General features: G+C 59.0%; 25 protein-coding genes and 1 pseudogene. 16 read left to right on the forward strand and 10 right to left on the reverse strand.

The features are described 5' to 3' along the window. The first annotated feature begins 169 nt into the window (after positions 1–169). The 8 genes from QCBJ_RS18415 (at position 170) to QCBJ_RS18450 (ending at position 6642) form a co-directional block, all read left to right on the forward strand. On the forward strand, positions 170–1201 hold the full coding sequence (locus tag QCBJ_RS18415; protein WP_162471082.1) for a LacI family DNA-binding transcriptional regulator: 1032 nt from the start codon (positions 170–172) through the stop codon (positions 1199–1201). 315 nt (positions 1202–1516) lie between these two features. Next, a complete protein-coding gene (locus QCBJ_RS18420; RefSeq protein ID WP_043205792.1) occupies positions 1517–1747 on the forward strand; it encodes a DUF6124 family protein in 231 nt (76 codons plus the stop codon). 224 nt (positions 1748–1971) lie between these two features. Further along, on the forward strand, positions 1972–2397 hold the full coding sequence (locus QCBJ_RS18425) for a hypothetical protein (protein ID WP_102061303.1): 426 nt from the start codon (positions 1972–1974) through the stop codon (positions 2395–2397). 152 nt (positions 2398–2549) lie between these two features. Then, complete coding sequence (locus QCBJ_RS18430; protein WP_015885529.1) at positions 2550–3182, forward strand: glutathione S-transferase family protein; 633 nt, start codon at positions 2550–2552, stop codon at positions 3180–3182. Between the two features lie 15 nt (positions 3183–3197). Continuing rightward, positions 3198–3935, forward strand: coding sequence for an NAD(P)-dependent oxidoreductase (locus QCBJ_RS18435; RefSeq protein ID WP_093543155.1), 738 nt, complete (start codon positions 3198–3200; stop codon positions 3933–3935). Between the two features lie 8 nt (positions 3936–3943). Next, complete coding sequence (locus QCBJ_RS18440; RefSeq protein ID WP_064053696.1) at positions 3944–5353, forward strand: MFS transporter; 1410 nt, start codon at positions 3944–3946, stop codon at positions 5351–5353. A 129-nt stretch (positions 5354–5482) separates the two neighbouring features. Beyond that, positions 5483–5968 (forward strand): hypothetical protein, encoded by a 486-nt coding sequence (locus tag QCBJ_RS18445; protein ID WP_102061304.1) that lies wholly within the window; start codon positions 5483–5485, stop codon positions 5966–5968. Positions 5969–6120: 152 nt separating this feature from the next. Beyond that, positions 6121–6642, forward strand: a complete 522-nt coding sequence (locus QCBJ_RS18450) for a hypothetical protein (RefSeq protein ID WP_015885532.1) — start codon at positions 6121–6123, stop codon at positions 6640–6642. Positions 6643–6806: 164 nt separating this feature from the next. Here the strand turns inward: QCBJ_RS18450 and QCBJ_RS30755 are convergent, their stop codons facing one another. From QCBJ_RS30755 to QCBJ_RS18465, 3 genes and pseudogenes are all read right to left on the reverse strand, one after another. Continuing rightward, a complete protein-coding gene (locus tag QCBJ_RS30755) occupies positions 6807–7376 on the reverse strand; it encodes a methyl-accepting chemotaxis protein (protein WP_370636903.1) in 570 nt (189 codons plus the stop codon). Then, positions 7350–8171: pseudogene (locus tag QCBJ_RS30760) on the reverse strand (PAS domain-containing protein); the annotation flags it as partial. The pseudogene QCBJ_RS30760 and the gene QCBJ_RS30755, both read right to left, overlap by 27 nt. Before the next feature lie 122 nt (positions 8172–8293). Then, positions 8294–9163 carry a LysR family transcriptional regulator gene (locus QCBJ_RS18465; RefSeq protein ID WP_043205797.1) on the reverse strand — a complete coding sequence of 290 codons (870 nt, stop codon included), beginning with the start codon at positions 9161–9163 and terminating at the stop codon, positions 8294–8296. Positions 9164–9259: 96 nt separating this feature from the next. Here QCBJ_RS18465 and gstA point away from each other — a divergent pair, with 96 nt between their 5' ends. The 3 genes from gstA (at position 9260) to QCBJ_RS18485 (ending at position 11542) form a co-directional block, all read left to right on the forward strand. Continuing rightward, entirely contained in the window at positions 9260–9862 is a 603-nt protein-coding gene (gstA, locus tag QCBJ_RS18470; RefSeq protein WP_102061305.1) for a glutathione transferase GstA, read from the forward strand. Positions 9863–10226: 364 nt separating this feature from the next. Then, on the forward strand, positions 10227–10664 hold the full coding sequence (locus QCBJ_RS18480; protein WP_043205799.1) for a GNAT family N-acetyltransferase: 438 nt from the start codon (positions 10227–10229) through the stop codon (positions 10662–10664). 59 nt (positions 10665–10723) lie between these two features. Continuing rightward, positions 10724–11542, forward strand: coding sequence for a class I SAM-dependent methyltransferase (locus QCBJ_RS18485; protein WP_015885537.1), 819 nt, complete (start codon positions 10724–10726; stop codon positions 11540–11542). Positions 11543–11617: 75 nt separating this feature from the next. Here the strand turns inward: QCBJ_RS18485 and def are convergent, their stop codons facing one another. The 3 genes from def to QCBJ_RS18500 all read right to left on the reverse strand — a co-directional run bounded on the left by def (position 11618) and on the right by QCBJ_RS18500 (position 13476). Further along, positions 11618–12157, reverse strand: coding sequence for a peptide deformylase (def, locus tag QCBJ_RS18490; RefSeq protein WP_015885538.1), 540 nt, complete (start codon positions 12155–12157; stop codon positions 11618–11620). 3 nt (positions 12158–12160) lie between these two features. Then, positions 12161–13111: a YihY/virulence factor BrkB family protein gene (locus QCBJ_RS18495; RefSeq protein ID WP_015885539.1), complete on the reverse strand. Its 951-nt coding sequence runs from the start codon at positions 13109–13111 to the stop codon at positions 12161–12163. Positions 13112–13290: 179 nt separating this feature from the next. Continuing rightward, positions 13291–13476, reverse strand: a complete 186-nt coding sequence (locus QCBJ_RS18500) for a CsbD family protein (protein ID WP_028617689.1) — start codon at positions 13474–13476, stop codon at positions 13291–13293. A gap of 199 nt (positions 13477–13675) precedes the next feature. Between QCBJ_RS18500 and QCBJ_RS18505 the strand changes: the two genes are divergently transcribed. Beyond that, the gene (locus QCBJ_RS18505; RefSeq protein ID WP_015885540.1) at positions 13676–14053 is read left to right on the forward strand and encodes a hypothetical protein; all 378 of its coding nucleotides are present in this window, start codon (positions 13676–13678) and stop codon (positions 14051–14053) included. A gap of 114 nt (positions 14054–14167) precedes the next feature. Here the strand turns inward: QCBJ_RS18505 and fadD1 are convergent, their stop codons facing one another. Continuing rightward, positions 14168–15859 carry a long-chain-fatty-acid--CoA ligase FadD1 gene (fadD1, locus tag QCBJ_RS18510; protein WP_046035476.1) on the reverse strand — a complete coding sequence of 564 codons (1692 nt, stop codon included), beginning with the start codon at positions 15857–15859 and terminating at the stop codon, positions 14168–14170. 393 nt (positions 15860–16252) lie between these two features. Next, positions 16253–17941 (reverse strand): long-chain-fatty-acid--CoA ligase FadD2, encoded by a 1689-nt coding sequence (gene fadD2, locus QCBJ_RS18515; RefSeq protein ID WP_046035477.1) that lies wholly within the window; start codon positions 17939–17941, stop codon positions 16253–16255. A gap of 249 nt (positions 17942–18190) precedes the next feature. Between fadD2 and QCBJ_RS18520 the strand changes: the two genes are divergently transcribed. Next, positions 18191–19135 (forward strand): alpha/beta hydrolase, encoded by a 945-nt coding sequence (locus QCBJ_RS18520; RefSeq protein ID WP_015885543.1) that lies wholly within the window; start codon positions 18191–18193, stop codon positions 19133–19135. Between the two features lie 57 nt (positions 19136–19192). Next, complete coding sequence (locus QCBJ_RS18525) at positions 19193–19663, forward strand: MaoC family dehydratase (protein WP_015885544.1); 471 nt, start codon at positions 19193–19195, stop codon at positions 19661–19663. Positions 19664–19797: 134 nt separating this feature from the next. Here QCBJ_RS18525 and QCBJ_RS18530 read toward each other — a convergent pair whose 3' ends face one another. Then, complete coding sequence (locus tag QCBJ_RS18530) at positions 19798–20265, reverse strand: PA2169 family four-helix-bundle protein (RefSeq protein WP_015885545.1); 468 nt, start codon at positions 20263–20265, stop codon at positions 19798–19800. A gap of 205 nt (positions 20266–20470) precedes the next feature. On the opposite strand from QCBJ_RS18530, the gene QCBJ_RS18535 reads away from it, so the two are divergent. Both QCBJ_RS18535 and QCBJ_RS18540 read left to right on the forward strand, forming a co-directional pair. Beyond that, entirely contained in the window at positions 20471–20707 is a 237-nt protein-coding gene (locus QCBJ_RS18535) for a DUF3820 family protein (RefSeq protein ID WP_010208204.1), read from the forward strand. A gap of 9 nt (positions 20708–20716) precedes the next feature. Further along, positions 20717–21892, forward strand: a complete 1176-nt coding sequence (locus QCBJ_RS18540) for an aminotransferase class V-fold PLP-dependent enzyme (protein WP_102061306.1) — start codon at positions 20717–20719, stop codon at positions 21890–21892. Between the two features lie 115 nt (positions 21893–22007). Here the strand turns inward: QCBJ_RS18540 and QCBJ_RS18545 are convergent, their stop codons facing one another. Continuing rightward, positions 22008–22673: a bifunctional 4-hydroxy-2-oxoglutarate aldolase/2-dehydro-3-deoxy-phosphogluconate aldolase gene (locus tag QCBJ_RS18545; protein WP_026013852.1), complete on the reverse strand. Its 666-nt coding sequence runs from the start codon at positions 22671–22673 to the stop codon at positions 22008–22010. Between the last annotated feature and the right edge of the window lie 4 nt (positions 22674–22677).

Below are 22677 nucleotides of genomic sequence, written 5' to 3' on the forward strand. Positions count from 1 at the left end.
GGCTAGTGCAAAAACAGGCTTTTCCCGCGCCGTCTTGTCTTTTTTTATGGAGTGACGCGTGCATCCGCTCCAACGCGTTGAACAGGATCAGGCAACCCTTTGTTCAAGAATTTGCAGCCCTTTGGAGACAGCGCTACCTTAGTGCCTCGATTTTTGTTTGGCAAGCCGCCTGATGACCTCTAAGAACGATAAAAAAATGCGCACTACCGGTCGCCCGACCCTTAACGAAGTCGCCCGCCTGGCCGGCGTCAGCCCGATTACCGCCTCCCGTGCCCTACGCGGCATCAGCACCGTCGCCACCGAACTGGTGGAAAAAGTGCAACACGCCGCAGCCGAACTGAACTACGTGGTCAACCCCGCCGCCCGCGCCCTGGCCTCGGCCCAGAGCCATTCGGTGGTGGTGCTGGTGCCGTCGTTGTCCAACCTACTGTTTATCGAAACCCTCGAAGCCATCCACCAGGTACTGCGGCCCAAGGGCTTTGAAGTGCTGATCGGCAACTCCCACTATTCGCGCGATGAAGAAGAAAACCTGCTGCGCAACTACATGGCCTACCAGCCACGCGGTTTGTTGCTGACCGGGTTTGATCGCACCGAAAGCGCCCGACGGATGGTCGAGGCCAGCAATGTGCCGTGCGTGTACATGATGGACCTGGACCCGAACGCCGGCGTGAACTGCGTGGGGTTCTCGCAGCTGGCGGCGGGCGAGACGGCGGCAGCGCATTTGATCTCCCGTGGGCGCAAGCGCCTGGCGTACATCGGTGCGCAGTTGGACCAACGCACCTTGCTGCGTGGCGAAGGTTTTCGCCGAGCGCTGCAACAAGCCGGCCTGTACGACCCGGCGCTGGAGTTGCTGACGCCGCGCCCCTCCTCCGTGGGCCTGGGCGGCGAGTTGTTTTTACAGTTACTGGCGGCGCATCCGGACGTGGACGCGATCTTCTTCGGCAACGACGACCTGGCCCAGGGCGCGCTGCTGGAAGCCCTGCGCCATGGCATCAAGGTGCCGGAGCGTGTGGCGGTGCTGGGCTTCAACGACTTGCCGGCGTCTTCGTTCATGGTGCCGCGCCTGAGCAGCATCAGCACCCCGCGTGAAGCGATTGGCCGGCGGGCGGCGGAGCATTTATTGACGATCATGGCGGGCAACAAGATCGCCAAACCGGTGGTGGACATGGGGTTTGAGTTGCAGGTGCGGGAGAGTACGTAGGACGCCTGTAGGACGCGACTGACATTGCGGTAAGCGCCTTGCCCGGTTGCCTACGCTTACGTCAGAATCCGCCGGCTTGTGCGCCTGGGTGGGGGTCTCTAAGGTTGTCTGGTCGCTGAATTTCTCGGTGATCGGGTTTATGTAGCCCGCTTCCTCACACAAGATAAATGAGCCTATCGATGCTTGATGGTGGCTGTGCGCAGGGCGCCTTCGGGTGCGCCGGGTTTGTGTGGGATACCGGTCTACTAACCTGCGTACAGCTGCCACCCTCGTTTAGTAGCGATGAGGTATCAGCCCATATCAGGTACTTCACTCATGCACAGCATCCCCACGCACACGCTCTTCACTGTCATCCCTGACACCTCCACAGAAACCCTGCTGATCAACAGCTACGAAGCCGTATGTTCCGTCAGCACCTTGCTGCTCGACCTGTCCGATGACCTCAGCGGCAAGCACCGCGATGTGGCCCTGGCGATTTACCAACTGAGTGAACTGAGCATCTTGCTGCTAGGAAAAGCCGTGGACCAGCACACACCAAGCTGCTGAAAGAAGGCTGCGTGAGTTTAACAATTGATTGCCCCTGCAGAACAAAGTCCAAGTTATTGCGTCAGAAAGCCCACTATAAAATCTCAGTACGTTAGCCCAGTCAAATACAATAAGACACTGTGATTTCTGACAGTAGACGTGGTTCCGATAATACGGACTAATAAGCTTCCTGACTCCCAATATGCTCAGGACCAAACGTTTATTTAAACCGGAGGAAAGCAATCATGACCGCTGGCATCCCACACACACCCGACATCAACATCAAAACTAAAAAGGCTAAAGGGCACTTTGATATTGAAGCGTCTCCGATCGGAGCTTTTTTTACTAGCGATGTAATTATGACCGATCGACAGGGCATATTTCGCTTAACCGGCACTCATATTCACTCAAACGAAAACACTCGAGTCACTGTGTATATCGGCAATGAGCCCGGCTCTGTCGAGGGTGAGATCGTAAGTGATGACGTACCTCCTTGGGGTTTTTACGATATCGACAATACAAGCTACCAGGCTTTACGTGGGAAGGTTAAATCAACCTATATTCCTAACCAACTGCATGTAACGCTGGAATTTAGTTTTTTTATAAACATAAAAGGACAGGAGCACGAAGTTAAAGGTGAGGCCAACATTCAATACTTTGATGAACTATAACAACCTCTCATACATTGAGACTTCTCAGCCAACCGGCTCTATATAACACTCTGAGCCGGTTTCTTTCATAGGCACAGTTTCCGCGCAACTCGCTCTTATACGTGCTCCCTGCTACATTGGCCACTGCACATTTCCACCGCCAGGGAAGCACCATGGGCCACTCACTGAAAATCTTGGGTCGCACGTCCTCCATCAACGTGCGCAAAGTACTCTGGACCTGCCAGGAACTGGGCATCGACTACCAGCGCGAAGACTGGGGCATTGGCTTCAAGCCCACCCAGTCCGACGAATTCCTCGCCCTGAACCCCAACGCCCAGATCCCCGTATTGATCGACGACCACGGCGTGCTGTGGGAGTCCAACACCATCTGCCGCTACCTCGTGAACCTTTACCAACGGCATGATCTGCTGCCCGCCGAACCCGCACCGCGCGCGCGGGTCGAGCAGTGGATAGACTGGCAAGCCGTCGAACTCAACCGCGCCTGGGGCGATGCCTTCACAGCCCTGGTGCGCGGCAACCCGGAGGGTCTGGACGCGACGCAGATTGCCGCCGCCGTGCAGCGGTGGAACGACAAGATGGGCATTCTGGAACGCCAGCTGACCAAGACCGGTGCCTACGTGGCCGGCGACGAATTCACCCTCGCCGATATCCTGATCGGCCTCTCGGTGCACCGCTGGCAAATGACGCCCATGGAGCGCCCACCCTACCCCGCCATCGCGGCGTACTATCAACGCCTCAGTCAGCACGCTGGCTTCAAGGCCTTTGCCCTCGACGGTCACAACTAAACCAAGGACGACACCGTGAAAGGACTCAACGTACTGCTGACCGGCGCCTGCGGCAGAATCGGCAAGACGTTTTTCGAAGGCTCGAAAGACCGCTACCGCTTCACCCTCACCGATCGCATCGCGCCGGATTTCGACGTGGGCCAACACCGCTTCGTGCACGCCGACCTCAGCGATCAATCCAGCCTGGTTGCCCTGCTCGACGGCATCGACGTGATCGTGCACCTGTCGGGCATCCCCCATGCCAGCGCCTCGTTCGACGAGTTGCTGCCCAACAATATCCTCGCCACGACCTACCTGTTTGAAGCCGCTGTGAACGCCGGGGTAAAACGCCTGGTATTCGCCAGCAGCGCGCAAACCATCGAAGGCTACCCGGTGGATCGCCAGATCACACCCGGCATGCCCGTGTTGCCCGCTAACCTGTACGGTGTGAGCAAATGCTACGGCGAGGCGTTGTGCGGCTACTACGCGGCAAAAACCCCGCTGTCGACGATTGCCCTGCGCATCGGCGCCTTCGAGTTCCCCGAAACCCACGACCTGAACAACGCCCGCGACCTCAGCGCGTGGCTCAGCCCCCGTGATGCGGTGCAGTTGCTGCAACGTTCGGTGGAGGCCGAGGGCGTGAAGCACTTGATTGCCCATGGTATTTCCAATAACCGCTTCAAGCGCTTGGATTTGAGCGAGACCACGCGGGTGCTGGGTTACCATCCCCAGGATGACGCGTTTCAAACATTCGAGATTCCGATCACTTATTGAGTTTCCCCATGCCCACACTCTCCAGTACCGACGGCATCGACCCCCTCCGCGCCGCCCACATCAGTGCGCGCATCGACCGTCTGCCCGCCGTCGCTACCGTTTGGCGCTTGGTGGCTCTGCTGTCGATTGGTGGTTTTTTCGAGCTGTATGACCTGTTCCAGACCGCCTACATCAGCCCCGGCCTGATCAGCGACGGGATTTTCCACACCGGCAGCGAAGGCGTGTTCGGCTTCTCGGACCAGGCGGCCTTCGCCTCTGCGACCTTCCTGGGCCTGTTCCTCGGCGCCAGCCTGCTCAGCCCCATCGCCGACCGTTTTGGGCGCCGGGCAATCTTTACCTTTGCGTTGATCTGGTACACCGTCGCCACCGTGTTGATGGGCATCCAGACCTCGGCCTTGGGCATCATCTGCATGCGCTTCCTGGTGGGTATCGGCCTGGGCATCGAGCTGGTCACTATCGACGCCTACCTCTCGGAACTGGTGCCCAAGCGCATGCGCAGTTCGGCGTTTGCCTTTGCGTTTTTTATCCAGTTCCTGTCGGTGCCGGCGGTGGCGCTGATGTCGTGGTGGCTGGTGCCGCAGGCGCCGTTCGGCATCTCGGGTTGGCGCTGGGTAGTGCTGTCGAGCGCCGTGTTCGCGTTGTTTATCTGGCAACTGCGCAAACGCCTGCCGGAATCACCGCGCTGGCTGGCACAGAAAGGCCGCTTCGACGAAGCCGGGAAGATCATGGACAACCTGGAAGCGCGCTGCCGAAAGGATCACGGCAAACCGCTGGACGAGCCCGAACCGCAAGCCGTCAGCGTGCAGGGCAGCGGCCGCTTTGCCGACATCTGGCAACCGCCGTACCGCCGGCGCGCGTTGATGCTGATCGTGTTCCATGTGTTCCAGGCCATCGGGTTCTTCGGCTTCGGCAATTGGCTGCCCGCGCTGCTCTCAGGCCAGGGCGTCAGCGTGACCCACAGTTTGCTCTACGCCTTCATCATCACCCTCGCCTACCCGCTGGGGCCGTTGTTATTCGTGAAGGTGGCCAACCGCTTTGAAAACAAATGGCAGATCGTCGGCTCGGCCCTGGGCGCCGTGATCTTCGGCAGCCTGTTTGCCCTGCAAACCACGGCGGTGGGGCTGGTGATCTGCGGGGTGATGATCACCTTCTGCAATGCCTGGCTGAGCTTCAGTTATCACTCGTACCAGAGCGAACTGTTCCCGACCAACATCCGCGCACGGGCGGTCGGGTTCTGTTACTCGTTCAGCCGCTTGTCGACGGTGTTCAGCAGCCTGTTGATCGGCTTTATCCTCGAACACCTGGGCACGCCGGGCGTACTGGCGTTTATTGCCAGCAGCATGTTGATCGTGATGATCACCATCAGTTGGTTCGGGCCACGCACGCGTAACCTGGCGCTGGAAAATATCGCCCACTGATGACGACGCAACCATTGGTCGTAACTGTTATTTCTGACAGTGGACCTGCGGCACTTATGGGCGCCTGATTTGCGCAGGGCTTGCGACACAGCTCTGTCAATTCACCAGTTAATAAACAAGGACGGCGCCATGACAGACTCCCAAATGGAAAGTAACCATAGGAACCCCACAAATGGGAAATTCACAGCACAACTCGTGAGAGGTAGTTTGGTTCTTGAATACAGAGCCGATGAAATCAGCTTAAGAAGAATGGCCTTCCGCTACACATTGGACACGACTCAGAGAGGTAGCGATGTCGTTTATATGGAATTCCATCTCCCACTTGGAATTACCGGAAACCGCGACAAATACGACATCACCCCCGGCGGCCCAGTGACCGCTACCTGCGATTTAAAATACGCCTCCGACCCTCAGCAGATCCGTTTTCAAGCGACAGCGGGGCAAATTACGTTTTTTGAATTTAATACCAACACTGGAAAAGTTTTCGCAAGGTTCTACTTCAGAGCCAGTGACACAGATGGAAACTCCTTAGAAGTCAATGGTGGGGAGATGGATTTGACTGGAATTGGCGTTCTAGATAACAACCAAGCCATCACACCACCACACACTGAGTGATGCCGTGAGACAGCCGCCAACGGCAAGAATTGGCCGCAAACAGGACAGTTCTTGCCTTAGCGACATAGATACGCGCCCTAATTCCAGGCGTTCACACCCGGCACGCTATTTGCTCCTCCTGAGGCACCGAACATTTCCCTAGGTGACCGATCATGCTGGTTAACAACAACACCCAAGCCGTGTCGACCCTTCAACAGATCAAACGGCCCGACATGGACCCCGCCAACGCCGCCGCCAGCGCGCTGTACAGCGGTGCCTTGCAAGCTGCGCAGCAAAGCGTGACCGTGCCGGCCGCGCAGAAGGAGTTGGACAAGGCGACTGACCGTATCGACGAAGCCTTCGCCAAGACCCGCGTGCAGTTGCAGACCACCACAGAGGCCGTTACCGCCTCCACGGCGACAACAGACGTGCCGAAAACCGGTTCGACCACCAGCACGGCGCGGTCCGAGTTCACCGATTACATGAGCAAATCCCCGGCCGAGCGCATTCGTGAGCAGTTGCTCAAGGAGCAGGGTTTGACCGAGGCGGATGTGCAGAACATGTCGCAGGAAAAGCAGGACGCTATTTCCAAGCAAGTGGCGGAACGCTTGAAGCAGCAGCAAGAACAGCAGGTAGCTGCAAAGACCACTGACCCGCAGGCGCGGGCGGTAAAAGAAACCCTGGCCGCGATCTAAGCCCCTTAGCCTGTAGTGAGCGGGCTTGCCCCGCGCTGGGGGGGGGCGAAGCCGCCCTAAAACCAGTCGCCGCATTCTGCCTGACAGAATGCGGCGTTTTTATTGGGGCGGCTTCGCCCCCCAGCGCGGGGCAAGCCCGCTCACTACGCAAAGCGTGCTCGGGGTTACTGCAACTGCAACGTCGAATTGAACTGCCCGATCGCATCCACCACATGCCGTGAGCCTTCCTGAATCTCCAGGATCACCTGCCCCGCTTCGTTCGCCAACTCTACACCCAGCCCTGTGCGGCTCAAGCTCGATTGCATGCTCGACACGGCGCTCAGCGACAGGTCGTGGTTCTTGCGCACCACATCAACAATTTCCACCGTCGCCTGGCTGGTCCGCCCCGCAAGGCTGCGCACTTCGTCGGCCACCACTGCAAACCCGCGCCCATGCTCACCGGCCCGCGCCGCTTCAATGGCAGCGTTGAGCGCGAGCATATTGGTCTGCTCGGCAATGCTGCGGATGGTCTGCACAATGGCGCCGATGATGTCCGACTGCTTGCTGACCGCGTCGATACTCACGGCCGCCTGGTTCAGGTCGAGGGAGATTTCTTCGATGATCTGCACAGTTTGCTGCACCACTTCCGACCCCTTACGGGCGCAGGCATCGTTTTGCACCGAGGTGGCGTGAGCCGAGTCAGCGGCGCTGCGCAGGGTGGTGACTTGGTCGGTGATGTCGCTGGCGAACTTCACCACTTTGTACAAGCGGCCATTGGTGTCGAAGATCGGGTTGTAGGAGGCTTCCAGGAACAGCGTCTTGCCGTATTTGTTTTTGCGCTCGAAGCGGTGCGAGTGGTACTCGCCGCGGTTGAGGGACGCCCAGAACGCCTTATAGGCGGGCGACTCCACTTCGCTGCGGTGGCAGAACAGGCTGTGGTGCTGGCCGACGATCTCATCCAGGGAGTACTGCACGGTTTTCAGGAAGTTGTCGTTGGCGTTGAGGATCTGGCCCTGGGGCGTGAATTCGATCACCGCCATAGAGCGGCCGATGGCGTCGATCAGGCTCTGGTTTTCATGCTCATGGTGAACCCGTGCGGAAATATCCGACGCGACTTTGATCACGCTCAATACGTGATTGTCTTTGTCCAGCACCGGCATGTAGCTGGCTTCGAGCCAGACTTCCTGGCCATGTTTGTTCAAGCGCATAAAGGTGCCACTGAGCGCCTCGCCCCGCGCCAGGTCACGCCAAAGCTTGGCGTAGGCGTCGGTTTGGGTGTAGGCCTCGTCGCAAAAAAGGCGGTGATGTTTGCCGCAAATCTCCTCGGCGCTGTAGCCCATGGCTTTGCAGAAGTTGTCGTTGGCGTCGAGAATCACGCCACTGGGGTCGAACTCGATCATGGCCATGGAACGGCTGATGGCGGCGAGTTTGGCGTTGGATTCAGTGAGTGCGCAGGAGAAACGTTCGATTTGTTGCAGGTCGGATTTGTGATGGCGGTTGAACATGGTCAGATCACCCTTGATTACCGGCGCCCAGAAGGCGCATTCCATTCATTTGTTGGCTATTGCTGGCACACCTTCATGGGGAAATAACCATCCAAATCGCTTTATATGCCAAGCGTCATCAACGGTTCTGGGTGAGCATAGACACGGCTTGGCGCTATGCAAGGCCACTAGTCAGCCAGCATTTTTAACAATGCGCCGGCAGCAGCGGAGGGCGGACAGTGTTGCGCTGCGACCAGGGAGAACTCGCGGTGCACGGGCACGGCCAGTGGCATCACCCGCAGGCCCTGGCGTTGGGCTGGCAGGGTCATTTCCGGCACCAGGGTCACGCCGACACCTTCGCGAACCAGGCTGAAGGCACTGCTCCACTCGCGCACTTCCACGCGAATATCACTCAGCGTCAGCCCGGCATCAGCGCCCAGGCTGCGCGCATTGGCGGTGCAGCCACCTGTGGCCAGTACAAAGGGCTGTGCCAGCAATTCCTCCAGCGTCACCGTGGCCTGCGCCGGACGTTGGGCCAGCGCGTGCTGCACCGGCAACACCGCCAGCCAATTGTCCCGCCCCAACACCGTGGCATTGCGCCCAGGATGGGGGTTGAGCACTACGCCGAAGTCGATCAGGCCTGCGTCGAGCAACGTGTTCACTTCGTTGTCAGTGACTTCAAGGGTGGTGACCTCTATACCGGGGTGAAGCTGCGCGAAGCGTTGTAACAACGGAGTGAGAAAGGCCACCAGCACCATGGGGAAACTTGCAATGCGAATACTCCCACGCAGCATGGGCCTGGCTTCGTCCACGGTGCTGCGAATCGCCTGCAAGGCTGTGAGCATCACCCGCGCCTGCTCGACCACACTCAAGCCCAAGGCAGTGGGCAAGGTCTTGCGCGGCTCGCGGGTAAACAGCTGCGCACCCAGTGATGCCTCCATGCCGGCCATGGCCTGGCTGGCGGCGGATTGGGTCATGCCCACATGCTCGGCGGCGGCGGTGATGCTGCCGTGATCGGCCACCGCCACCAGCAGGCGCCAATGCATCAGGTTCATCATGGCAGTAGCGATCCTTATGGCAGGGGTCTGAAGGTTTAATTTTACGCAAGGTGCCACGCCCACGAGACTGGCGCAAATTCAACGGAGCTGCCCCAGATGAAACTGTATTTCGCCCCCCACGCCTGTTCCCTCGCCCCGCATATCGTCCTGCGCGAATTGGCGTTGCCGTTCGACCTGGTGCGGGTTGATAACCAGGCCAAAACCACCGCCGATGGCGAGGATTTCCTGCAGATCAACCCCAAGGGCTACGTCGCCGCGCTGAGGCTGGACGATGGCCAGGTGCTGACCGAAGCCAGCGCGATCCTGCAGTACTTGGCCGACCTGAAACCCACCGTCGGACTGGCCCCGGCCAATGGCAGCTGGGAGCGCGTGCGGTTGCAGGAATGGCTGAATTTCATCGCGACCGAAGTGCACGGCGGGTTGGCGGTGTTCTTCAACGATGCCATCCAGGGCGAGGTGCGTGCCCTGTTCCAGGCCACCCTCTTCAAGCGTTTCGCGGTGCTGGTGCAGACGCTGGAACACCAGGATTATCTGTTGGGCACCGCATATTCGGTAGCGGACGCCTACCTGTTCGTGGTGCTGCGCTGGGCAGGGTTTCACGCTATTGATCTGGGCGAGTGGCCGGCGCTGGCGGCGTTTCAGCAGCGGATCGGCGCACGGCCGGCGGTGATTACGGCCCTGGCAGCAGAAAGCAGATGAACTGAAATGCAATCAACCTGTGGGAGCGGGCGTGCTCCCACATTTGATCGGCTTCGCTGCAGAGAACCGGTTTCAAGCGGCCATTTGGGGCTTACGGTAGAGGCTGGGAAATCTTGCAGAGGGTTTGCTTACAAGCGTGTCACTCAGTGACCGAACAGGCCTGTCTCAGTTTTCTTGGCTTTTTTGTCGGCGCGTTTTTCATCTGCGGTCTTTGCCGGTTTCTTCTTCGCGGCTTTCTTTGAATCCATACCTTTGGCCATGATGCGTGCTCCACTGACAGGGGATGTAGCAGTGGGTATACCACCTATTGCAAGACAGAAGGCGCTTATAATCCCCGGTCCTTGATAACGCTTGCCTGAACACCATGCCCCCATTGCACATCGAACCGCTGGCAGAGCCGCTTTGGCCGTTGCTGAATAAATTTTACCGCAGCCACAATTCGCCGATGAAGGCGCTCAAGGGCGGGCGTTTGTGGGTGGCGCGCGATGGCGAGATTGTCGCGGGTCTGTGCCTCACACCCGTGGTCGGCGGGCAGTGGCTGACCGGAGTGTTTGTTGATCCGGCCTATCGCGGCCAGGGGCTGGCGGCGCAGGTGATCGCGGCGGCGGTGGCCGATGTCGAAGGTACAGTGTGGTTGTTGTGCCATCCGGACTTGGAGGGGTTGTATCAGCGCATGGGGTTCAGTCAGGACACGCTGTTGCCGCAGTCTCTCAGCGAACGGCTGGTGCGCTACAAACGCAACAAACCGATGATCGCGATGGGCTTAGATCGTTTGGTGAGGTCGACCTCGGATAATGTGTGATCCGAGCGTACAGGGCCCATGCTAGCCTCGGCGGCACAGTGGCCCTTTACAGGATGATCATGAAAACCACACTCGCAGCTCTGTCCCTCACCGCCCTGCTCGCCCCGGTTTTAAGCCAGGCAGCCGACGCCACCTTCACCGCCCAGCAGTACCAGAGCGTGCTCGCCGGCAGTTGGCGCGACCCGGCCAACAGCGCCCGCGACGGTTATCGCCATCCGCAACAGACACTGGCGTTCTTTGGCTTGGGCGCCAAGCAAACCGTGATCGAGATCACCCCCGGCGGCGGCTGGTACAGCGAGGTGCTGGCACCGCTGCTCAAGGATCACGGGCATTACATCGCGGCGGTGCAGGCCGCGAGCAGCAGTGCCTATGCGCGCACCTCGGAAGAGAACCTGAAAAAGAAATTCGCGGCTGACCCTGTTCGGTACGGCAAGGCTGAGGTGGTCGAGTTCGACCCCAAGGCGCCGGTGTTCGGCAAACCCGCTTCGGCAGACGCCGTGCTGACATTCCGTAATGTGCATAACTGGGTCGCGGCTGATACCGCAGCGAAGACGTTCAGTGCCTTCTACACCGTGCTGAAACCGGGTGGCGTGCTGGGCGTGGAGGATCATCGGGCCAAGGAGGGGGCCGATCTGGACGCGATCAAAGACAGCGGTTACCTGACCACGGCCCAGGTGGTGAAACTGGCGACGGATGCCGGGTTCAAGCTGGCGGGACAGAGCGAAATCAACGCCAACCCGAAAGACACCAAGGACTATCCGGCTGGGGTGTGGACGTTGCCGCCGACATTGAAATTGGGGGAGCAGGACAAGGCCAAGTATGTGGCGATTGGCGAGTCGGATCGGATGACGTTGCGGTTTGTGAAGCCGGCCAAATAACCCGACTTGAAAGGCATCCCAACGGTGGGAGCGGGCTTGCTCGCTCCCACCGTTCGGTCTCATTGGGCCTGAACGCTAGGCGTCGGCCGTGGGATCCATGTCCGGAAACATCACCTCGATAAACCCGAACTTGCTGAAGTCAGTGATCCGCGACGGGTACAACCGGCCGATCAAGTGATCGCACTCATGCTGCACCAACCGTGCATGAAAACCATCGGCAAACCGCACGATAGGTTCGCCCTTCGGATCAAACCCTTCATAGCGAATCTGCTGGTAACGGCTCACCGCGCCCCGCATGCCGGGCACGGACAGACAGCCTTCATACCCCTCTTCAAGCACCGGGCCCAGCGGCGTGATCAGCGGGTTGATCAGGATCGTCTGCGGCACCGGCGGCGCGTCCGGGTAGCGTTCGCTGGCCTCGAAACCGAAGATCACCAATTGCAGGTCAACGCCGATCTGCGGCGCGGCCAGGCCGACGCCGCCCACGTGTTCCATGGTCTGGAACATGTCATCGATCAATTGCCACAGTTCGGGGCTGTCGAACATTTCCGGCGGAACCGGAGGCGCGATACGCAGAAGGCGCTCGTCGCCCATTTTCAGGATTTCACGGATCATCGATCAGACTTCGTCAGGGGTGGGCTTGGAATGGTCCCGGCCAAGGCCTGAGACGTGCTGTTTTTCAACGGTGTGGCCGGGTTCATCGAACTCTTTTTCGCCAGGGTCCTTGCCCTCGGCGGACATGTGCTCGATCACCGCATTCATCTCCGCGCCCAGCAACAGCACGGCCGCAGAAATGTAGAAGTACAGGAGCAACACGATGATCGCACCGATGCTGCCATACATGGCGTTGTAGTCGGCAAAGGTTTTGACGTAATAACCAAAACCCAGGGAGGCCACGATCCAGACCACCACGGCCAGCACCGAGCCTGGGGTGATAAAGCGAAATTTCTGCTCGACGTCCGGCATCACGTAATACATGAGGGCCACGGCAAACATCAGCAGGATCACGATCAACGGCCAGCGCACGATGGTCCACAAGGTGACCACGAACTCCTGCATGCCGATCTGCCCCGCCAACCACTCCATCACCTGCGGGCCGAGCACCATCAACGCTGCAGCGGCCAACAGCATGCCGGCGATGCCGACGGTGTAGAAAATCGACAGCGGAAAGCGCTTCCAGATAGGCCGACCTTCGACCACGTCATACGCGGCGTTCATCGCACTCATCATCAGACGCACGCCGGCCGAGGCCGTCCACAGCGCAATCACGATACCCACCGACAGCAGGCCACCCTTGGATTGCTGCAACTGGTCGATCACCGGGTTGACCTGCTCCAGGGCCTGGGGCGGCAACACCAGCTCGGACTGCAGGCGCAGCCAGGTAAAGAAGTCCGGCAGGTGCAGGAAACCGATCAGGGCAATCAGGAACAGCAGGAAGGGAAACAGCGAGAACAGCATCTGGTAGGCCAGCGCCGAGGCGTAGGTGGGCATCTCGTCATCGACAAATTCCTTGACGGTGCGCACCAGCACTTTGTGCAGCTTGAGGCCTTCTAGTACCGGGAAAATCATAGCGTCTCCTTTCGCCGCAAAAGGAAGGTTCGTGGGCGACTCAGGGGCCGTTTTCTACATCAAGGTAGCCTATTTGGCGACCTTGAAACAATTTCGAAACTTTAACCGCATCAGGTGACACAAAAACGGCCATCCGTGGATGGCCGTCGGGCTGCGTGAAACCAGCCAGCGATTCAGGCTTACTTGGTCGCTTTTTTCACGGCGTCTTTGGTATCGCCGACAGCTTTCTGAACTTCGCCTTTCTTTTCCTGCACCACGCCTTCAGCGCGCAGTTTGTCGTTGCCGGTGACTTTACCGACGCCTTGCTTAATGTTGCCGACCGCTTCGTTCGCTACGCCTTTAACCTTATCGGATGTACTGCTCATGGTATTTCTCCTGAAACAATCGATGGTTTTTGGTCATTACGTAAAGATTGACCTGAGGCCGTTCGGCAGAGTTTCAATTATTTTTGCGCAGGCATTTCATCGCCGGTTGCAGGTTTGGCTTTATGTTTTGCGGCCAACCCACGAGAATGCCCGGCACATTCAGGCTACAACGCTGAATAACAGATCCCGTAGGAAGGTTATGAAACTCAATAAAGCACAGGCCATCGCCCGCAGAAACACTGAACTGGGCGGTGCCGTACTCGGCGTCAACAACTGCCACTTCACCGACCTGGACAGCAAACGCAACATCTGGTGGTTCGACTTGCCGGTGGTGCGGATTGGCGTGGGCCAGTACGAGTGGATTCATCTGTTGATGCATAACGCCGAGACCGACCAGTTGCTGCATCTGAAGGTGCCGACGGTGTTCCTGCGCGAGAATCTTGAAGGCCTGGTGGTGCGCAACGCGGGCAAGCGCAAGCCGGAGATCACCCTGGAGCTGAGCGCGGATAAGGATTCGTTCTTGAAGGATGTGCGCCCTGCAGGCGCCGGTGTGAGCTTCGCGCAGTTCGCCCTGTAGAAAACGCATAAAAAATGTGGGAGGGGGCTTGCCCCCGATGCCGGTGTGTCAGCTGCAGATTGCTGACTGATACACCGCTATCGGGGGCAAGCCCCCTCCCACATGGGTATAGCGTTACTTTTTCAGACCGAGCTTCTTCAACTCTTCATCGCGCAACTCACGCCGCAGGATCTTGCCTACGTTGGTGGTCGGCAACGCATCGCGGAACTCCACGGCCCTGGGCACTTTGTAGGCGGTGACGTTGGCGCGCATGTGCTCCATCACCTGCTCCTTGGTCAGGGTTGCGCCTGGCTTGACCACGATAAACAGCTTGATGTGCTCCCCGGACTTCTCGTCCGGCACGCCGATGGCCGCGCACTGCAGCACCCCCGGCAAGCCCGCCAACACGTCTTCCAGTTCGTTGGGGTACACGTTGAAGCCCGAGACCAGGATCATGTCTTTCTTGCGGTCGACAATGCGCATATAGCCGTCGGGCTGGATGATCGCGATGTCACCGGTCTTCAGCCAGCCTTCGCTGTCGAGCATCTCGTCGGTGGCTTCCTGGCGCTGCCAGTAGCCCTTCATCACTTGCGGACCCTTGACGCAGAGCTCGCCGGTTTCACCCAGTGCGAGTTCGGTGCCGTCGTCGGCGATGACTTTACACACGGTGGACGGCACGGGAATGCCGATGGTGCCGATCTGGATGTGCTGGATCGGGTTCACGGTAGCCACGGGGCTGGTTTCGGTCATGCCGTAGCCTTCGCAGATGCCACAGCCGGTCACGGCCTTCCAGCGTTCAGCGGCTGCCAGTTGCAATGCCATGCCGCCCGACAGGGTGACTTTCAGCGCGGAGAAGTCCAGCTTGCGGAAGGCTTCGTTGTTGCACAGCGCGACGAACAGGGTGTTCAAGCCGACAAAGCCGCTGAACTTCCACTTCGACAGCTCCTTGACCATCGCCGGCAGGTCGCGCGGGTTGCTGATCAGGATGTTGTGGTTGCCGATCAGCATCATCGCCATGCAATGAAAGGTGAACGCATAGATGTGGTACAGCGGCAGCGGCGTGATCAGGATCTCGCAACCTTCGTTGAGGTTGGAACCCATCAGCGCCTTGCATTGCAGCATGTTCGCGACCAGGTTGCGGTGAGTGAGCATCGCGCCCTTCGCCACGCCGGTGGTGCCGCCAGTGTATTGCAGCACGGCTACATCGCCGCTGGCCGGGTTGGCGTCGCTGACCGGTTGGCCATGCCCCTTGGCCAACACGTCGTTGAACTTGATCGCCTTGGGCAAGTGAAACGCCGGGACCATTTTCTTCACGTACTTGATGACGCTGTTGATCAGCAGGCGCTTGAGCGGCGGCAACAGGTCAGCGACTTCAGTGACGATCACGTGCTTGATGGCGGTCTTGGGCACGACCTTTTCCGCCAGGTGAGCCATGTTGGCCAGGCAGACCAAGGCCTTGGCCCCGGAGTCGTTGAATTGGTGTTCCATTTCCCGCGCGGTGTACAGCGGGTTGGTGTTGACCACGATCAGGCCGGCGCGGATGGCACCGAATACGGCAACCGGGTATTGGAGGACGTTGGGCAACTGCACGGCGATGCGGTCGCCGGGCTTCAAGTCGGTATGTTGCTGCAGGTACGCGGCGAAGGCGCCGGACAATTCATACAATTCACCGTAGGTGATTGTCTTGCCCAGGTTGCTGAAAGCCGGTTTGTTGGCGAAGCGCTGGCAGGACTGCTTCAGTACCGCCTGAATATTTGGATACTCGTCTGGATTGATTTGTGCAGCAATCCCGGCGGGGTACTTATCCTTCCAAAAGTCTTCGTTCATGGAAGCCCACTCCTCAGCGACGTCAGCGACGCGAATTCATCATCGCATTTGATGCGATTATTATTGGTGTATGTTTTTTTAGGTGAATCTGGCGCTTTCAAGCAGGCCGAGACGTCACAAAGCGCGCCGAGAGTAGCAGCTTTGCCAAGGGCCGCCTAGAGCCAAAGAAGGGGCCCACGGTCATAAACACGACTGTCCTACAATAATTGGTCACGCTTTAAACGAAGCCGAAATACGCTCATGAACGGCTCTGGAACGAGGCTTTCAGGACAACACAGTACCCATGTAGGAAGGGGGCTTGCCCCCGATGGCGCCAGTTCAGTCGACATATGTTGTGACTGACCTACCGCCATCGGGAGCAAGCCCCCTCCCACATTTTTACTGCATTTCAAATCAGGCGATGTCGCGCAGCTCACGCCGCAAAATCTTGCCAACCGGCGTCATCGGCAACGACTCACGCAACACAATATGCTTGGGCACCTTGTACCCCGTGAAGTTGGTCTTGCAGTACGCCTTCAATTCCTCAAGGCTCACCCCTTGCGCACGCGCCACCACAAACAGCTTCACCGCCTCCCCGGTGCGATCATCCGGTACGCCGATCACGGCACAGTTGGCCACCGCCGGGTGGGCCATCACCACGTCTTCGATCTCGTTGGGGTACACGTTGAAGCCCGAGACGATGATCAGGTCCTTCTTGCGGTCGACAATGCGCACAAAGCCATCGTCATCGATCACTGCAATGTCGCCGGTCTTCAGCCAACCTTCGGCGTCCAGCGCTTCGGCGGTGGCAGCCGGTTGCTGCCAGTAGCCCTTCATCACCTGCGGGCCCTTGATGCACAGCTCGCCGCGTTCACCCAACGGCAGTTCGAGGCCCTGGTCATCAATCACCTTCATTGCCGTGGCTGGCACAGGAATGCCCACGGTGCCCAGGCGTGATTTGTTGCCGTAGGGGTTGGTGCTGGCCACAGGGGACGTTTCGGTGAGACCGTAGCCCTCGCCTATCGCACAGCCGGTGATCTGCTCCCAGCGCTCGGCCGTGGCCTTGATCAGCGCGGTGCCGCCGGAGTTGGTGAGCTTGAGGTGGGAAAAATCCAGGCTTTTGAAATCCGGGTGGTCCATCAAGGCCACAAACAGCGTGTTGAGCCCCAACAGCCCGGTAAAGCGCCACTTTTTAAGCTCCTTGATAAAGCCGCCGATGTCGCGCGGGTTGGTGATCAGCACGTTGTGATTGCCGGACACCATCATGCACATGCAATTCGCGGTGAAAGCATAGATGTGGTAAAGCGGCAGCGGCGCGATCATCACCTCCTGCCCTTCCTTGATCAGTGGATGGCCGTCCTCGCCGGTCTGGGACATGCAGGCGCGCACCTGTTGCATGTTTGCCACCAGGTTGCCGTGGGTGAGCATCGCGCCCTTGGCCAAGCCAGTGGTGCCGCCGGTGTATTGCAGCACGGCGATGTCATCCAGGGTCACCGGGTGGCGGGTCACCCCCAGGCCTGCGCCCATGCGCAGGGCGCGCTTGAACGACACCGCGCGCGGCAGGCTGTAGGCCGGGACCATCTTCTTGACCTTGTCGACCAGGGTGTTCACCAGCCAACCCTTTGCGGCGGGCATGAAGTCGCCCATCTTGGCTTCGATCAGGTAGTCGATCTCGGTGTCGCTGCACACCTCTTGCACCCGCGAACCGAAGAGGTTGAGGTAGACCAACGCACGCACACCGGCATCCTTGAACTGGTGACGCATCTCGCGCGGGGTGTACAGCGGGTTGGTGTTGACCACGATCAGCCCGGCGCGCAAGGCACCGAACACGGCAACCGGGTAATGCAGCACGTTGGGCATCTGCACCGCAATGCGCTCGCCCGGCTTGAGGTCGGTGTGCTGCTGCAGGTAGCCGGCGAACGCTGCGCTCTGGCGTTCAAGCTCGGCGTAGGTCAGGGTGATGCCCATGTTGCTGAATGCCGGACGGTCGGCAAAGGCCTTGCAGGAACGCTCGAAGACTTCGATCACCGACTTGTAGGCCGCGAGGTCGATGTCATTGGGTACGCCCGCCGCGCGTTTGTCATTCCAGAAATCAGGTTGCATTATTCTTGTCCTCTTACCTGAGTGTGTCCGGCCGCTGCTGGTGTAAAACCTCTACATCTATAAAAAGCGGAGCTCAGGGGACGTTAGCAGCTATGGCCAAACAGGCAAATACAGGAAAGAGCGTCATTAACTGTGTGAATCTTCCTACAAGGCCCTGCACTGATCAGACGCTTCCCTCGGGATGAGCTATACACTGGAACGAACCTGAGCAGACCAGACCTTGAGCAGACCTTGAGAAAAGGAACCGCTATGAACCACAGCACCTTCTGGCTGACCGCGAATGACCGCTGCCGCCTGTACGTCAATCAATGGATGCCCGACGGTCCGCCCAAGGCCCTGGTGATGCTCTCCCATGGGATGGCCGAGCACAGCGGGCGCTACGCACGCCTGGCCGAAGCCTTGTGCGGTGCCGGCTACGGCCTTTACGCGCTGGACCAGCGTGGCCACGGCCGTACCGCCGATGAAGGCACGTTGGGTCTGTACGCAGAGAAGGACGGCTGGAACAAGGTGGTGGGCGACCTGGCCAGCCTCAACCAGCATATCGGCCAGCAGCAGCCGGGGTTACCGATCATTCTGCTCGGCCACAGCATGGGCAGTTACATCGCCCAGGCCTACTTGGTGCACCACAGCGCCAGCCTGACCGGGGCGATCCTCAGCGGTTCGAATTTCCAGCCGGTGGCGCTGTACCGCGCCGCGCGGGTGATCGCACGGGCCGAGCGCCTGCGCCAGGGCTTGCGCGGGCGCAGTGCGCTGATCGAGTTCCTGTCGTTTGGATCGTTCAACAAGGCGTTCAAACCCAATCGCACCGCTTTCGACTGGCTCAGCCGCGACCCGGCGGAAGTCGACAGGTACATCAACGACCCGCTGTGTGGGTTCCGCTGCACCAACCAGCTGTGGATAGACCTGCTCGGCGGCTTGCAGCAAATCAGCAAAGCGTCCAATCTCGCGCAGATCGATCCCGGCCTGCCGATCCTGGTGATGGGCGGCGAATGTGATCCGGTGAGTGAGGGCAAGCGTCTCAAACACCTGGCCCACGCCCTGCGTGAAGCCGGCTGCCAGCACCTGCAATTGACTATTTACCCGCAGGCGCGTCACGAAGTGTTCAATGAGACCAACCGCGATGACGTCACCGCGGATGTGCTGACGTGGCTCGACCAGGCCCTGACCTTGCACAGGCCCGCCCGCTGCGAATGAATTTTCACTTAAAATCAAACAGTTAAATTACCGATTAGCCACAGGATGCACCTTTAGATGACCCAGGTAACCAACACCCCGTACGAAGCCCTCGAAGTCGGCCAGACCGCCAGCTACAGCAAATTGGTGGAAGAGCGCGATATCCAGCTGTTCGCCGCGATGTCCGGTGACCACAACCCGGTGCATTTGGATGCCGAATACGCCAAGGCGACCATGTTCAAGGAGCGTATCGCCCACGGCATGTTCAGCGGCGCCCTGATCAGTGCGGCGGTGGCCTGTGAGTTACCTGGGCCGGGCACGATCTATATCGGCCAGCAGATGACCTTCCAGAAGCCGGTGAAGATCGGCGACACGCTGACGGTGCGCCTGGAGATCCTCGAAAAACTGCCGAAGTTCCGCGTGCGCATTGCCACCCGTGTATTCAACCAGCGCGATGAGTTGGTGGTGGACGGCGAGGCGGAAATTCTGGCGCCGCGTAAGCAGCAAGTCGTGACCCTGACCGAGTTGCCGCCGATCAGCATTGGCTAAAACTTATGCAATACGAATGTGGGAGGGGGCTTGCCCCCGATAGCGGTAGATCAGTCACAAGATGCAGTGATTGACACTCCGCAATCGGGGGCAAGCCCCCTCCCACATTTCTTACAGCATTTACAGCACAGGGCTTACGACTGGGCGCGAGCCTGGTTACGCAGGGCTTTTACTTGGTCGTGGTTGCGTTGTGCGCCGTGGAACTGACGCTCAACCAGGTCACGAATGCCCAGCAGGTTGTGCTTGTTGATCTTCTCGATCGCTTCCTTGTAAGCCTTCAGGGCGTGGTCTTCACCACGCTCGGCTTCGTTCAGCACGGCCTCTTCATCTTTACCGGTGACCATCGACTTCACGTCGACCCAGCCACGGTGCAGGGCGCCGGCCACGCTGCCGGACTCTTCCGGATCGCCACCCAGAGCACGAACAGCGGTCTGCAGCTCGGCAGCCGCAGTAGCACAGTCAGCAGAACGTTTCACAAACAGGGCTTTGAGCTCTGGATGCTTGATGTCTTCAGCACAAGTCGCGAAGCCTTTCTGGCCGTCTTTGCTGGTCTCGATCAGGTCGTTGAGTACGGAGATCGATTCTTTGTTGATGTCAGTCATTTTTCAATTCCTTGTGCGGGTTTAGAAACGTGTCTTAGTAATTGCAGCGCCCGTGCCAGGTTTTGACAAACAACTTTTCTATTAATTATCAATAGCTTACGAATTATTGAACCATCTGTATGTACGTTATTTGCATGATCTGTCATTTGGCCTTCATGCAGAATGCCTGTATTTTCGAAGACCTCGCCTCTACCGCCTGAAGCTCATGAACCCGGAAAAACTCGAACTGCTGATCACCCGCGAAATGCCCTTCGGCAAATACAAGGGACGGATCATCGCCGACCTGCCCGGTCCTTACCTGAACTGGTTCGCCCGCGAGGGTTTCCCCCACGGTGAACTCGGCGGTTTGTTGGCATTGATGCAGGAAATCGACAGCAACGGTTTGTCTGAACTGCTTGAACCCCTGCGCGCCAAACACGGCAAGCCCGCCCCTCGTCATTAAGAGCCACCTATGCCACGGAATGCAGACAACGAACGTCACTGGCAGGCCGTCGCGCAGCGCTATGCGCTGGAGCCCGGCCCGATCAATCTGGAAAACGGCTATTTCGGCCGCATGAGCCACGCGGTGCAAACGCACTATCTGGAGCAGGTTGCGTTTATCAACCGCAGTAACTCGCTGTATGTGCGTCAGACGTTCGAGCAGGGTGAGAATGTGGAGATTCGTCGACAACTCGGCGAGCTGATGGAGGCTGATCCCGAATCGCTGGCGTTTACCCGTAACGCCACCGAAGCCTTGCAATCACTGATCCGCAACTACAACTGCCTGCAACCGGGTGACCAGGTGCTGATCAGCGACCTGGAGTACGACACGGTCAAAGGGGCCATGCGCTGGTTGGCGGGTTACCGTGGCGTGGAGGTGATCGAACTGTCCCACACTCACCCGGCCAGTTTCGACAGCCTCGTGCAAACCTATCGTGACGTGTTCACTCAGTACCCGCGCCTCAAGTTGATGGCGCTGACCCACGTTACCCACCGCACCGGGCTGGTCATGCCCGTTGCCGCGATTGCCCAGGCGGCGCGCGAGCATGATATCGACGTGATCCTCGATGACGCCCATGCCCTGGGCCAGATCGAGTTCAACCTCGCCGAGTTAGGCATTCAGTTTGCCGGTTTCAACCTGCACAAATGGATCGGCGCGCCGCTGACCCTGGGCTTTCTGTACATCGCCCCGGAGCGCCTGGCCGATATCGACCCGGACATGGGCGAGTTTCACTACCCGGCTACCGACGTACGCGCACGCACGTCCTACAGCACGCCGAACTTTCCGGCGCTGATGACACTGCCATTGGTGTTTGAAGAGCACCGGAAGTTGGGTGGCTCGGCGGCCAAGGGTGCGCGGGTTAATTACCTGCGGGATTTGTGGGTGAACCAAGTGCGGGCTTTGCCGGGGATTGAAGTGCTGACGCCGAATGATCCCAGGTTGTATTGCGGGATTACGGCGTTCAAGTTTGTCGGAAGGGACCAGCAGGTGATGGTAGATCGGTTGCTCAGGGACTTTGACTTGTTTACTACCACGCGTGTCGGTGCAGCATTTGGCACGTGTATCCGGGTAACGCCGGGGCTAGTGACTTCAGCTGCGGACATCAGCGTGTTGGTGAACGCGATTACCCAACTGAACGCAGACTAAAAATGTGGGAGCGGCGTTGAATTCAAGTTTTCTACAGGCAAAAAAAAGCGGCACACCGACCAAGTGCGCCGCAAAAATGCCGTTAAGCACAGCAACAACGATTCGGTAAATCAGCTCAATCCAGCAGCGCCAGCGCCTGTGCGGTGACTTCCTGGATGCGGGCCCAGTCGCCGTTCTTGACCCATTCCGGGTCCAGCATCCAGCTACCGCCCACGCACATCACGTTTTTCAACGCCATGTAGTTTTTGATGTTGGCCGGGCCCACGCCGCCGGTCGGGCAGAACTTCACTTCGCCGAACGGGCCGCCCAGGGCCTTGATGGCCGCGACGCCGCCGCTGACTTCGGCCGGGAACAGCTTGAAGCGGCGGTAGCCCAGGCCATAGCCTTCCATGATGCCCGAGGCATTGCTGATGCCCGGCAGCAGCGGGATCGGGCTGTGCACCGAGGCTTCCAGCAAGTCGCGGGTAATGCCAGGGGTGACGATGAATTGCGAACCGGCCACTTCGGCCGCTTCGAGCATGTGACGGTCGAGTACGGTGCCGGCACCGGTGCACAGTTCAGGACGTTGCTCACGCAGCACCTGAATGGCCTTGAGGCCGAACTCGGAACGCAGGGTCACTTCCAATGCGGTCAAACCACCGGCTGCCAGGGCATCGGCCAGCGGCAGGATGTCCTGTTCGCGGGCGATGGTGATCACCGGCAGGATCCGCGCCTTGGCGCAGAGGCTGTCGATCAGGGCAACTTTATCCGCCATGGACACGGTCGGTTGAGGGCTTTTCATAGCG

The sequence above is a fragment of the Pseudomonas sp. QC2 genome, from assembly GCF_002859085.1.
Taxonomy (GTDB): Bacteria; Pseudomonadota; Gammaproteobacteria; order Pseudomonadales; family Pseudomonadaceae; genus Aquipseudomonas; species Aquipseudomonas petroselini.

Bases quoted from the DNA above. Each gene is read 5' to 3' on its own strand.
- QCBJ_RS18420 (WP_043205792.1), top strand. From the start codon at position 1,517: ATGCACAGCATCCCCACGCACACGCTCTTCACTGTCATCCCTGACACC.
- QCBJ_RS18425 (WP_102061303.1), top strand. From the start codon at position 1,972: ATGACCGCTGGCATCCCACACACACCCGACATCAACATCAAAACTAAA.
- QCBJ_RS18430 (WP_015885529.1), top strand. From the start codon at position 2,550: ATGGGCCACTCACTGAAAATCTTGGGTCGCACGTCCTCCATCAACGTG.
- QCBJ_RS18440 (WP_064053696.1), top strand. From the start codon at position 3,944: ATGCCCACACTCTCCAGTACCGACGGCATCGACCCCCTCCGCGCCGCC.
- QCBJ_RS18445 (WP_102061304.1), top strand. From the start codon at position 5,483: ATGACAGACTCCCAAATGGAAAGTAACCATAGGAACCCCACAAATGGG.
- QCBJ_RS18450 (WP_015885532.1), top strand. From the start codon at position 6,121: ATGCTGGTTAACAACAACACCCAAGCCGTGTCGACCCTTCAACAGATC.
- QCBJ_RS18465 (WP_043205797.1), bottom strand. From the start codon at position 9,163: ATGATGAACCTGATGCATTGGCGCCTGCTGGTGGCGGTGGCCGATCAC.
- gstA (WP_102061305.1), top strand. From the start codon at position 9,260: ATGAAACTGTATTTCGCCCCCCACGCCTGTTCCCTCGCCCCGCATATC.
- QCBJ_RS18480 (WP_043205799.1), top strand. From the start codon at position 10,227: ATGCCCCCATTGCACATCGAACCGCTGGCAGAGCCGCTTTGGCCGTTG.
- QCBJ_RS18485 (WP_015885537.1), top strand. From the start codon at position 10,724: ATGAAAACCACACTCGCAGCTCTGTCCCTCACCGCCCTGCTCGCCCCG.
- def (WP_015885538.1), bottom strand. From the start codon at position 12,157: ATGATCCGTGAAATCCTGAAAATGGGCGACGAGCGCCTTCTGCGTATC.
- QCBJ_RS18495 (WP_015885539.1), bottom strand. From the start codon at position 13,111: ATGATTTTCCCGGTACTAGAAGGCCTCAAGCTGCACAAAGTGCTGGTG.
- QCBJ_RS18500 (WP_028617689.1), bottom strand. From the start codon at position 13,476: ATGAGCAGTACATCCGATAAGGTTAAAGGCGTAGCGAACGAAGCGGTC.
- QCBJ_RS18505 (WP_015885540.1), top strand. From the start codon at position 13,676: ATGAAACTCAATAAAGCACAGGCCATCGCCCGCAGAAACACTGAACTG.
- fadD1 (WP_046035476.1), bottom strand. From the start codon at position 15,859: ATGAACGAAGACTTTTGGAAGGATAAGTACCCCGCCGGGATTGCTGCA.
- fadD2 (WP_046035477.1), bottom strand. From the start codon at position 17,941: ATGCAACCTGATTTCTGGAATGACAAACGCGCGGCGGGCGTACCCAAT.
- QCBJ_RS18520 (WP_015885543.1), top strand. From the start codon at position 18,191: ATGAACCACAGCACCTTCTGGCTGACCGCGAATGACCGCTGCCGCCTG.
- QCBJ_RS18525 (WP_015885544.1), top strand. From the start codon at position 19,193: ATGACCCAGGTAACCAACACCCCGTACGAAGCCCTCGAAGTCGGCCAG.
- QCBJ_RS18530 (WP_015885545.1), bottom strand. From the start codon at position 20,265: ATGACTGACATCAACAAAGAATCGATCTCCGTACTCAACGACCTGATC.
- QCBJ_RS18535 (WP_010208204.1), top strand. From the start codon at position 20,471: ATGAACCCGGAAAAACTCGAACTGCTGATCACCCGCGAAATGCCCTTC.
- QCBJ_RS18540 (WP_102061306.1), top strand. From the start codon at position 20,717: ATGCCACGGAATGCAGACAACGAACGTCACTGGCAGGCCGTCGCGCAG.
- QCBJ_RS18545 (WP_026013852.1), bottom strand. From the start codon at position 22,673: ATGAAAAGCCCTCAACCGACCGTGTCCATGGCGGATAAAGTTGCCCTG.